The organism is Adhaeribacter pallidiroseus (assembly GCF_003340495.1).
Classification (GTDB): domain Bacteria; phylum Bacteroidota; class Bacteroidia; order Cytophagales; family Hymenobacteraceae; genus Adhaeribacter; species Adhaeribacter pallidiroseus.
In genome coordinates, this window is sequence record NZ_QASA01000001.1 from 5,059,858 (window position 1) to 5,072,185 (window position 12,328).

5 protein-coding genes and 1 pseudogene are annotated in these 12,328 nt (G+C 45.1%); 4 read left to right on the forward strand and 2 right to left on the reverse strand.

Annotated elements, in window-relative coordinates:
- Positions 1-206: 206 nt before the first annotated feature.
- Both AHMF7616_RS20195 and AHMF7616_RS20200 read right to left on the reverse strand, forming a co-directional pair.
- Positions 207-866: a hypothetical protein gene (locus AHMF7616_RS20195; RefSeq protein ID WP_115374527.1), complete on the reverse strand. Its 660-nt coding sequence runs from the start codon at positions 864-866 to the stop codon at positions 207-209.
- A 1-nt stretch (position 867) separates the two neighbouring features.
- Entirely contained in the window at positions 868-1,428 is a 561-nt protein-coding gene (locus AHMF7616_RS20200; protein WP_147275738.1) for an RNA polymerase sigma factor, read from the reverse strand.
- A gap of 439 nt (positions 1,429-1,867) precedes the next feature.
- Between AHMF7616_RS20200 and AHMF7616_RS20205 the strand changes: the two genes are divergently transcribed.
- From AHMF7616_RS20205 to AHMF7616_RS20220, 4 genes and pseudogenes are all read left to right on the forward strand, one after another.
- The gene (locus AHMF7616_RS20205) at positions 1,868-2,713 is read left to right on the forward strand and encodes a class I SAM-dependent methyltransferase (RefSeq protein ID WP_115374529.1); all 846 of its coding nucleotides are present in this window, start codon (positions 1,868-1,870) and stop codon (positions 2,711-2,713) included.
- A gap of 1,062 nt (positions 2,714-3,775) precedes the next feature.
- Positions 3,776-5,716: pseudogene (locus AHMF7616_RS27260) on the forward strand (M6 family metalloprotease domain-containing protein); the annotation flags it as partial.
- Between the two features lie 87 nt (positions 5,717-5,803).
- A complete protein-coding gene (locus AHMF7616_RS27960; RefSeq protein WP_394335787.1) occupies positions 5,804-7,354 on the forward strand; it encodes a T9SS type A sorting domain-containing protein in 1,551 nt (516 codons plus the stop codon).
- A gap of 636 nt (positions 7,355-7,990) precedes the next feature.
- Positions 7,991-12,298 carry a GEVED domain-containing protein gene (locus AHMF7616_RS20220; protein ID WP_158546215.1) on the forward strand — a complete coding sequence of 1,436 codons (4,308 nt, stop codon included), beginning with the start codon at positions 7,991-7,993 and terminating at the stop codon, positions 12,296-12,298.
- Positions 12,299-12,328: the final 30 nt, after the last annotated feature.

The window sequence follows — 12,328 nt, forward strand, 5'->3', positions numbered from 1 at the left end:
AAGTAATAGCAAATATTAAAATCATGAGTAAGTTACTGGTGAACAGGCAAATAAACTTATTCTAATTTCTATTTTTTGCGACTTCGTTTTCATAAGATTCTTTCAGAATGACAACCCTATTGATTCGCTTATTTTTGTTCGTCTACCTACCTTATTAGAGGAATTACTCTGAAAAATACTAACAACTAGCAACCAACAACTAACAACTATCTTAAAGCTTGTTTCGGGCGGAAACGTTGTAAAAGATAAGCGAGAGAATCAATACGTAAGGTATATTGTTCTTTGGCCTGGTTGTATTGCAGGGTAAGCTGGTTTGGAGCAAAGTTCCCATATAACCGTAAAGTGTCGTTAAACGCGTAAGTTGGGGTGGCCGCCGGGTATAGCAAGATCGTAGTGGTAGAGTCGGCACCAGTGCCCGAAAAGCCGATGGCCGGATCTTGGCCGGTAACCTGGTACCGGATATTTAGGGATTGGGGTTGGGTAGTTAATTCCTCCTTCTGAACCTGGGCCATGGAGGGAGTATCTTGGTTGGACCGGGAGGTAAAGTAAAAGATGCCGGTGAAAGCTAACAGTAAAAGAATAGTAGCCGCCACGGCATAGTAATAACTCGGGGTTGTTTTTGTTTTGGCTTCTATTTGGTTAAAACCAAACTGGCGGTGCATATTTTTTAAATCTTGGCGCAAATCTTCGCGCCCTATTGATTGGGTCTGGGCTATGATAGAGCGTTGCACGGCTACTTCCTGCCGGAAAGCACCATCGGTGTGTAAACGACGGTTAAAATGCTCTAGATCCTCTCCTTGTAGTTCTTCTGAGAGATACCGCTCAATCCATTCGGTATGAAAATTATTTTCGTTTTCCGGCTTCATCTTACGTATTGTATTCTGGTGAATGAAGAAATTTTTTTTTCAAGCGTTCCACACAACGAAACTTTTGCTGTTTGGCTACATTCGCATTAGAATAGTTAAGATTTTCAGCTAAGTCATCTAGGCTTAACTTCTGAAAATAATAACCTACCATAATCGTTCGGCAAGGCTCCCCTAAATCTTCAATGGCTAATTTTATGGCTGCTTCATCTACATAAGGGGCAGCTACATCTGCTTCTTCCGTTGGTATCTGAAACAGATGTTCCTCCAAATCGGTAACTGATACTTTTGTTTTTAACTTACTCAACCATTTATTCCGGCAAATAGCATACAAATACGTTTTAATGGAGGAAGCCATCGAAAACTTGCCATTTCGTACCTGCTCGTAAAGGGTAATAATACCTTCCTGATATAAATCTTCGGCCTCTTCCGGACTACCATGATGCGATCGTACAAAATTGGCAATCATGGGCCAGTAAGCGCTATAGATAAATTCTAAGGCCTGCCTTTTTCCTTCCCGAAGGCCCAGGAGCAATACCTCATCCGATTGGTGTGTTATCTTCAAATCTTATTTATAATAATTTAGAAGTGATTCTTTAGAGTAACCTACCATCTATTATTAGTATTCCGTTTGGTGGAAGGTTAACACCCGCGCTTAAAAAAAATGGTACGGCACAATATTATGCCTGTATTAGTGCCTATTAATGATAGATAAAGCCTTACCAAAAGTACCGGAAAATATTTTTTTAAATTTTTTGCTTTCCCCTGTTAACCTTTTTAAAAGTTGCCTACTAATCTGTAAACCTGAACGATAAGTTAAGTGATAAATTCAAAATAAACATAAATTTAATGAATAGTAAATACTTTTTACCACCGCTTATCGCCTTTAAACCTTTAATTATAAGCGTTTACTTTTTTAGGTAAAATTTAAAAAATTGCGCAACCAACCGATAAGAACTTACCCAAATCAATCATACATAAACAATTAATTAATTTTTAAAACCATGGAATTACAACTGGAACAAATCCGAGAACAACAAAAAGAAACCTGGAACAAATTTTCGCCTGGCTGGCGCAAATGGGACAGCTTTACCATGAACTGGCTCAAACCTTTAGGAGATGAGATTATCCGTTCCCTCCAATTAAAACCTACTGATACCGTGCTGGATGTGGCTGGCGGAACCGGCGAACCCGGACTCAGCATTGCCCGCATTGTTACGCAGGGAAAAGTAATCATTACTGACTTAGCCGAAGGAATGCTACAGGTGGCCCGCGACAATGCAGCCAGAAAAGAAATTACGAACTACGATACCCTGGCCTGCGACGTGTGCGCCTTACCTTTCGAGAATGAAACATTTGATGCCATAAGCTGCCGCTTAGGCTTTATGTACTTCCCGGATATGTTGCTGGCCGCTAAAGAAATGATGCGGGTTCTAAAACCCGGCGGCCGAATTGCTACGGCCGTTTGGGGAACGCCCGATAAAAATTTCTGGGGAACTGCCGCAATGGGGGTTATTAATAAAACCATGCAGCTACCTGCTCCGCCGCCCGGGGCTCCGGGATTATTCCGTTGCGCCAGTCCTGGTTTTATAGCTCATTTATTTCAGCAAGCCGGATTTAAAAATATCTCGGAGACCGAGGTAACCGGCCAGGTGCCCTGCGGCACCAAAGAAACCTATTGGGATTTTACCAACGATGTGGTAGCCCCCGTAGTAGCTGCATTAAGCAAAGCCGACCAGGCCACGAAAGACAAAATAAAACAAGAAGTCTTCCGGGTAGTAGACGAAAGATGCCCCGACAACCAAGCAGCCCTGGATTACGGAGCGGTAATTATATACGGCGAAAAGTAAAGATTGCGGTTTTTGTTCTTACGAATAAAGTAATCAAACAAAAACAATCTTAAAAGCAATTGCAATCATTCCGGAAAATCTTGTGAGAACAAAGTGGTAAAAGTAATAATCCGAATAAGCTGGTTGCTTATTCAATAGTAATTAACGGCTAATACTTTCTTATCACAAGATTCTTCCGGAATAATTAAAAAACAAAATAGTTGTTCTTGTAAAATTACAAGAACAACACCTGGTACTTTTGGTCCTATTTTTTTAAATTTTTAGCATTAAACTAAGTACGACCAAAGATTTTACTGTTATTTCTGCATTCAATTAAGCTAAAAAAATAGCGTATTTATTCTATTTAGCTATAGTGTAAAAGCAGGCCTGCAAATTGGTAAATTTTCTTTTCACTTGCTTTTATTCTAAATTTTAAAAAATCTGAAGCAAGACTTTTTAACATCCTCTTTTCTCAAAATTATTCTATTCACAACCAGCTGTTGTGATTTTTCCTACTTCTTACGTCTACAATTTAGCAAAACATTCAATCCAATCTTAGAATTTTAAAAAATCATGAAAATCAGCATGTTTACTATTTTGCTGTGCTTTATTCTGTATCAAATGCCAACAAGGGCGCAGCAAATATCTAACTGTCAGGCTTCGCCTTATCCTATTATGGTAAAGCAAGCAGATGGTTCTCCACTCACCATTATCGGAAAAGGCAACCTACTAAATTCCTGGACCGAAACCATTGATGGATATACCGTAGTAAATAGAAATAACAACTACGAATATGCCAGAAAAATAAAGGGCCAGTTAGTACCATCGGGGATAGCAGCCCGCAATACGGAAGCCAGAAAACCCACAGAAATAGCCTTTCTGCAAAAAATAACAAAATCAATTAAACCCGATGTATCTCTGCCATCTGCATCTAACTCTCCGGCACTTTATAATGCCAAGCCAAAGCCATCCGGAAAGCACCATTTAGGCACTCCCCGAACAGGTCGTATTAAAACCTTACTTATTCTGATTAAATACCCCGATATGGCAAATACCTACAGTCCTACAAATTTTTATAACCTCATGAACCATTCGGAGTTTCAGGGTTTAGGTAGTTTTAAAGATTTTTATTATCAAAGCTCCGTGGGGTCTTTATTTATTGAGACCGACGTAGTTGGTTGGTATACCGCTGCGCATAGTTACGCATCCTATGGTCGCCACAATGGCGACCAACGAGCTACTGCCCTGGTGCGAGAAGCAGTAGATGCCGCCGAGTTGGCCGGGGTAGATTTTTCGAAATATGATAATGACAAAGACGGCATCGCAGACGGGATTATGGTGGCTCATGCGGGTCCAGGAGCCGAAGAGGGCTCTCAATTATAATACATCTGGTCTCATCGCTGGATACTATCCGCCGGAAACAATCAGGTGCGATACGATGGGGTATGGATTGACGATTATATAGTTAATCCGGAAAAAAGAATTTTTACTAATGATATGGTTGGCCGGGGTATATTCTGCCACGAATTCGGTCATTTACTAGGTTTGCCTGATTTATACGATATCGATGGCAGTTCCGAAGGTTTAGGAGAATGGTCGTTAATGGCAGGGGCCGCCTGGTTAGGTAACGAGCATACGCCCGGAAATTTTTGTGCCTGGTCCCGGCAAAAGTTGGGCTGGCTATTGCCTCCCATTATTAGTATGCCTGGTAATTACTCCTTGTATTTTGGCAGTGGCATGGGTTACCAGATCAACACAGCTTTACCCAACGAATATTTTCTACTGGAAAATCGCCAGAAGTTTAATTTGGATATTGGTTTAAAAGGCAGCGGCCTCGCCATTTACCACGTCAACTCTAATTTATCCGGCCAATCGGGTAATGCCAACGAAAACATGAAAATGGTGGATTTAGAAGAAGCCGACCGCCAGGACGATTTAGATCGCCGATTTAACCGGGGCGATGAAGGCGATTTATTTCCCGGCTCCACTAATAAAACAGCTTTTAATGATGGTACTTACCCCAGCGCTAAAACGTACACCAATGCGAATACGGGTATAAATATTCATGGTATTCACATATTCAACGATGGCAATACTTCTCTATTCAAAGCCATTTTCGCCTTCGGCAACGTTTTACCAACGGGCGGTTACGATTTGCCGAATGCCTATTTACCCTGCGGTTCCGGTGATTTTATCAACAATTTTAGTCTGCACACTTTGGTAAACAACAATTCTGCTTGCAATGGTTTGGCTAACAATTACATCAATCACGAGCCTTCGGGCACTAAAACCACGCAATTAGCCCGGGGAAAAACTTTTACTATTAGTATGCAATCCGGACCAAAACCACAAGGCTTTGGGGTTTGGATAGATTATAATGAAAACCGGGTTTTTGATGATCCCGGCGAAATGGTGTATCGTTCCGGGGTGGCGGGTACCGGGGTATTTACGGGCACCATTACTATTCCAACCAACATCACTACCGGTATAAAACGCCTCCGGGTAAGAAGTTTAAATAATTACGTCCCGGATGCTTCCGACGCCAGTAAAGATCTTGGCCTTGGCGGCGAAACCGAAGATTACACCATCGAGATAGACTACTGCATACCAATATATGCCAACTCTTGTACCTTCGGCGATTATATAGATAATTTTAAATTTAATACGCTACAACACGATAATTTTGGTTGCCTGAACACTCCCCGAAACTACTCCAATGTGCATCCTTTCTTTTTCTCTACTACCGTAAACCCAGGTCAGAGCTATCCTATCAGCGTACAATCCGGGCCTAAACCACAAGCATTTGGGGTCTGGATTGACTTTAATAATGACCTGGATTTTAATGATGCCGGCGAATTTGTTTATCGCTCGCCTTCGTCGGGCACCGGGGTTTTCAAAGGCACGGTTACCATTCCGGCCAATGTGGCACCGGGTCAAAAACGCCTGCGGGTAAGAAGTAAAAATGGTGCTGTATTCTCCGGCAATCAATCCTGCGATCCGTTTGATTACGGCGAAACCCAGGATTATACCATTACCATTAAGGAAGGAGATGTAACTTCTGCGGAGTGGAACAAGCGCTTTGGCGGTTCTGGAGCTGATAATTTATCCCGGATGGTCAAAACGCCCGATGGCGGCTATTTATTAGGCGGTCATTCCTCCTCCCCTGTCAGCGGCGATAAAAGCCAGGGCAGCCAGGGTCGTAATGACTTTTGGCTGGTAAAAACCGACGGAACGGGCAATAAAAAGTGGGATAAACGCTTTGGCGGCACGGAAGAAGAATACCTGAATGCCCTGATCCCTACTGCTGACGGTGGCTACTTGCTCGGCGGCAACTCTTTGTCGGGTGTTTCCGGCGACAAAACGCAAGCTTCCCGGGGTGGCAAAGATTACTGGGTAGTAAAGATTAATGCGAATGGCACCAAGCAGTGGGATAAACGGTTTGGCGGCACCGGCGATGATGACTTACACACTTTAATACAACTACCCAGTGGCGACTATATTCTGGCCGGGCATTCTTTATCCGGTGCCGGAGGCGATAAAACCGAAAACAGCCGGGGAGCGAGCGATTACTGGGTAGTGAAAATTAATAACAGTGGGACAAAAATCTGGGACAAACGCTTAGGCGGCTCCGGCGAAGATTGGCTGGAGGCCGCTGTACTGAATACCGATGGCACTCTGCTGCTGGGTGGTCGTTCCACTTCCGGGCAAAGTGGCGACAAAACGCAACTTTCCCGGGGCGGTGAAGATTATTGGGTAATTAAAATTAACGCGAATGGCGGAAAGTTGTGGGACAAACGCTTTGGCGGCAGCCAGGATGATAACTTACAAGCTTTAACCCGGACTTCGGATGGTAACTACGTATTAGGGGGCACTTCGGCATCGGACGCTACCGGTGATAAAACTCAAGACAATCGGGGGGAGAACGACTTTTGGATTATAAAAATCAACAGCAGCGGCAGTAAATTGTGGGATAAAAGGTATGGCGGTGGCTTAAGTGAGGAACTGCATTCTTTAAGTCAAACTTCGGATGGCGGCTACTTATTAGGTGGTAGATCTAAGTCAGGCATTGGCGGCGAAAAAACGCAAGGCACGCAGGGTGGTTATGACTACTGGATCGTAAAAACGTACAATACTGGTAACTTCTCGTGGGACAGGCGCTTTGGCGGCAACGCCGACGAAGACTTACGCACGGTGCTACCGACAACCGAAGGGGGGTATGTGCTAGCGGGTCGATCAGCTTCGGGTATCTCGGGCGATAAAACCCAATCTTCGCAAGAACGCACGGATTACTGGCTGGTAAAAATGGCACCTATCCCGGAAGAGATTATTCCCGCAACAACTGCCAACCTTACAGTTACCCCTGCCCCCGATCTCACAGCAGAATCAACAACTGTAACGAAAGCCTTCCGCTTAGAAACTTTTCCAAATCCGTTTACGGATAAACTTACTATTCGCTTTACTCCTTTAAAAACAGAATCAGTTACTGTAAAGGTGTACAACAGCCAAGGGGTAGAAGTAAGAATGTTGTGGAACGGACAAGTAGAAGCAGGTAAAAAGGTAGAATTAAACTGGCCCATTACTTCCGAAAAAGCCGATTTATACATTATTCGGCTCATTTCGGCTACCACTCCCGTTTACCAAAAGGTAATCCTGAGAAAGTAGATAGCCGATTCTGCAGGAGGATTGTGGGAAGGCAGAAACAGCTTTTCTACAATCTCCTATACTTCAGGTTTATGTTTAAAATAAAAAAGCCTAATTACCTACTTTCATGATAGGGCCGCTAGGCTTTACAGAACACTACTTTCGCGAGCGTCCACGCTTGCGATAGAGCTAGAATTAGAGCTTATCAGCGCTTTTCCAAGCGAAACATTTTACACCTTATTGGCTTAACGGAATGCCATCGGTCAAGAGACTGAGACTGCCCGATGTCTCCTGGCACCCACCTCGCTTCGCTAAAACTGGCACTAGAACAGGTGTTGCCAGAAGTATCTGTTGCCAAATTTTTAAATTTTTAAAAATATTTTTCTTTTCTCCTGTTAACCTTTCTTACAAACACCTACTAATCTATAAATCAGAAGAAAAGGCCTTCGTTCTTCTGTAAAAAGTTACGGCGCTGCAGCGGCCAAAAACTAAAAAACAAGTTGAAAAATCTTGGTTTGTGGCCCTGTGCTACCGCCCAAAGATTTAATCCATCAAAATAATCCTAAAATCCATTTTAACAATTAATAATCCAGTAAAACCATGAAAATTAAAATTTTTACTATTTGGCTGTGTCTCATAATGCCCTTTTTTACAGCCATGGCACAACTTAAATTAACTGCTCCGGAAGAGTACACTTATTACCGGAATGGAAAAAAAGTACGCTTAACTCCCCAAACCGACGAGGTTTATGTCACCTATTCTTCCAAAGTAAATCTTGCTACAGGAAAAATGCAGGCGGCTAAGTTACAAAACCAGGTAACAAAAGTAGAACCGCGGGATGTATTTGCCCCCCTGAATGCGGTGCGGTACCGATTAAATTCCCGCAATAAAGCCCTATCCATTTCCGGGCAAGCTATTACGAATCAGTTCACCAGTAACCCGGAGGTAATTACAGCTTATCCCGCCTTTAAAATCGGAAAAGATAAAGTTTACTTGGGTAATAAAATCACCTACGTTTTGAAAAAAGATAGCAATAAAGAAAAAGTAAATGCCTTCCTGAAAAATAACAAATCTGCGGTAGTGGAGAAAATTGATTTGGGAGACCGAATCATGTACGTAGTAGCCATTGAAAAAGGAGGCAGTGTTTTTAAAATAGCCAATGGCTTGTACGAAAACGGCTTAGTAGAATACGCCGAACCCGATTTTTCTTTTTCCGGCCGTAGCCACTATCTGCCCAACGACCCTTTTTTCACGTCGCAGTGGTTTCTTCACCAGGAATCAGACGCCGACATTGATGCTCCGGAAGCCTGGGACATCACTACCGGTTCTAGTTCGGTGGTAGTGGCCGTCATGGACGGGCACGGCTATGATTTGGCCCACCCGGATTTGGAAGGAAAAATAGTAAACCCCTACGATGCTTATAACGATAGCAATACGCCTTTTCCTCAGAATGAGTTCGCCAACCATGGCACCCCGTGCGCTGGTATTATTGCCGCTGCTACCCACAATCGCAAAGGTGGGGCCAGCGTGGGCAATAATATTAAGGTAATGCCGGTTAGTATGGGGCACGACGTGCGGGATGGCAGCAATGGCGACGGCGACTGGAGTACGAACAGTATCTCTATTGCCCGGGCCGCCGCCAAAATCATCGCCACCCCCGGAGTAGTAGCGGTTAGTAACAGTTATAATTTTAACTCGTCTGATTTTGCTGCTGCCGTGGAGGTTAGTTTTAATGCCATGTGCTACAATAGCCGGGGTGGCTTGGGCGCTGTTATCCTGGCGTCTACCGGCAACAACGGGCAACCAAACGCCAAATTTTACCCAGCCGCTTACGATGTTGTCGTGGGTGTAGGTTCTTCGAACAATTACGATACCCGGACTCCTTCTTCTAATTATGGAGGCTATACTGATATTGTTGCTCCGGGCACGAATATTCTCACGCTTGACCGCAGTGGCCCTCCCGGTAAATCCAGCGATGATTATATGTTATTCGACGGTACGTCCGCGGCTTGCCCCGTAGCTGCCGCCGTAGTAGGATTAACCGCTTCGCTTCGCCCGGAATACGGGGTAATGCAACATACTATAGCCTTATTAAAATCAGCGGAAAAAGTGGGCGGGTATACTTACTACCCCGCAGCCGGACACCCGTACGGCACCTGGAACAATGAAATGGGCCACGGCCGGGTGAACGTGCATCGAGCCTTGCAATTTATTCAGGGTTTGCCCCAGGTTTACGGCTTTAGCCCCGCCGGCGGACCGGTAGGAACCAAAGTAACGATTACGGGCAAAAGTTTTCTAGGAGCCAGTTTAGTTACTTTTAATGGCGTGAGCGCCGAGTTTTCGGTCTTGAACGAAACCACCATTCTGGCCACTTCCCCGGCCGGGGGCACATCGGGGTATATTCAGGTGAGTAATGCTGCCGGAACGGGTACCAGCCCCAAGCAATGGTCCTTGTCCGCTTACTGTACCCCACTCTACGAAATGCCTTGCGCTACCGGCGATTACATTAATTTGTTTGGTCTGAATACCTTGCTCAATCTTAATTCGGGCTGTAACGGCCAAACCGCTAACTACATTAATTATGAACCCATAGGCGCTCATACCACCAATCTTTCCAGAGGGAAGAGTTATTCAATCAGCATGCAAGGCGGACCCAACCTCTCCCAAGGTTTCGGAGTTTGGCTGGATTACAACAATGACGGCGATTTTAATGATACCGGCGAGTTTATTTATAAATCACCTGGCGCCGGTAAAAATGTATTTTCCGGAACCATAACCATACCCGCTAATGCCCCTACCGGTTTGCGGCGGCTGCGGGTTCGCACTAAGTATTATGCCGTGCCTGCCGCCAATGAATCCTGTACCACCTTTAATACGGGCGAAACGGAAGATTATACGGTAGCTATTGGCTACTGTGTACCTACCTTAAACTGCCAGTTAGGGAATTACATTAACAATTTTAGCTTTAATACCTTGGCCCACAACAACTCGGGCTGTGAAGGAATTATAGGAGGTTATTCCAATTTTCCTCCTTCCGGAACGCTCACTACAACCGTGGCCAAGGGACAAAGATATACCCTTAAAGTGCAGTCGGGCACTCTTCCGCAAGGTTTTGGGGTATGGATCGACTACAACAACGATCAGAATTTTGATGCTAATGAGTTTGTGTACGGGTCCCCTATTGGTACGGAACTTTACAGCGCTACGGTTACTATTCCTACCAATGTTTCTACGGGCCTACGCCGGATGCGGGTGATGAGCAAGTACAATACCTTGGTTACCGGAACGGATGCTTGTACCGATTTTGCTAACGGCGAAGTTGAGGACTATACGATTACAATTGCCAATGGCGGAGTAGCTTCTACGGAGTGGAACAAACGCTTTGGCGGCACCGGAAACGACTTATTATCCATAGCCATTAAAACGGCCGACGGCGGTTACCTGCTGGGTGGGCAATCCGACTCAGACATATCCGGCGACAAATCGCAGAGTAACCTGGGCGCTTACGATTACTGGATTGTAAAAACAGATGCCGCTGGCAACAAACAATGGGAAAAACGCTACGGCGGTTCCGGCCGGGATAACCTGAATGCCTTGGTGCAGACCTCTGATGGCGGTTATTTATTAGGCGGCAATTCTTTATCCGGAATTTCCGGCGATAAAAGTCAGGCCAGCAGAGGCGGCCGGGATTATTGGGTAATAAAAATATCTAACACCGGTACCAAGCAATGGGATAAACGCTTCGGTGGTTCCGGGGATGAAGACTTAAAAGTGATATTGCCCTTAGCTAATGGAGAATACCTGCTCGCCGGCTTTAGCCTATCCGGAGCAGGCGGCGACAAAACCCAAGCCAGTAAAGGCGGGCAAGACTTCTGGGTAGTAAAGCTTAACTCCACCGGCGGGAAGCTTTGGGATAAGAGTTTTGGCGGCAACAGCGACGATATTTTAAATGCGGCCATTACCACCACCGATGGAGGCTTTCTTATCGGAGGAGGATCAGCTTCGGGTGCATCCGGCGATAAAACGCAAGCTACCCGGGGTGCCCGCGATTACTGGGTTGTTAAGCTTAACGCGAATGGTGCTAAGCAATGGGACAAGCGCTTCGGCGGCAGCCTGGACGATGACTTACAAGCTTTAACGCGTACGGCGGATAACAACTTTTTATTAGGAGGAATTTCGGCCTCCGCCGCTAACGGCGACCGCTCCCAAACCAGCCAGGGCGGAAACGACTTCTGGATAGTTAAAATCAATAGCGATGGTACTAAATTGTGGGACAAACGTTTTGGCGGCAGTAGCAGCGATGAACTTAAGTCTATTACGACAACCAGTGATGGTGGCTATCTTTTAGGCGGCCGGTCCAATTCAAGTAACAACGGCGATAAATCGCAGGGTAGCCAGGGCAGCTACGACTATTGGATTGTGAAAATTAATACTACCGGTGGCAAACAATGGGATAAACGCTATGGTGGTAATGCGGAGGAAGACTTACGCACTGTATTTCCGACCAGTGATGGGGGTTATGTGTTGGCGGGCCGGTCAGTTTCGGGTATTTCGGGCGATAAGACGCAGGTCTCGCAGGGTGGCACTGACTTCTGGTTAGTAAAAGTGCCTCTTGTCAGCATAGTCTTAACCTATCCGGTTGATTCTACTCCTGCTGCTGACGCCGCAAAAGTAGTCGAGTCCGAAACAGAACCAATAAAAGCAAAACTTAGCCTGAATACCTATCCTAACCCTTTCCGCGATAAGCTCACCGTTGATTTTACTCCCGAAAAAACCGGACAAGCTACTATTAAGGTGTATGATAGCCAGGGAACCGAAGTAAAAACCTTGCTCCAGGGCGAGGTCGAAGCCGGCAAAAAGTACGAATTAAGTTGGCAACTAACCTCCGAGAAAGATGGTATTTATATCATCCGGTTAAGTACCGCCGGCGCGGTAACCGCCACAAAAGTTATTCTAATTAAATAAATCAGGTTTTAACAAAATTGTGCCCGGTAG

What these genes read in the sequence shown, in the direction of transcription:
- AHMF7616_RS20195 (WP_115374527.1), bottom strand. Translation starts at nt 866, where the DNA reads ATGAAGCCGGAAAACGAAAATAATTTTCATACCGAATGGATTGAGCGG.
- AHMF7616_RS20205 (WP_115374529.1), top strand. Translation starts at nt 1,868, where the DNA reads ATGGAATTACAACTGGAACAAATCCGAGAACAACAAAAAGAAACCTGG.
- AHMF7616_RS27960 (WP_394335787.1), top strand. Translation starts at nt 5,804, where the DNA reads ATGGTCAAAACGCCCGATGGCGGCTATTTATTAGGCGGTCATTCCTCC.
- AHMF7616_RS20220 (WP_158546215.1), top strand. Translation starts at nt 7,991, where the DNA reads ATGGCACAACTTAAATTAACTGCTCCGGAAGAGTACACTTATTACCGG.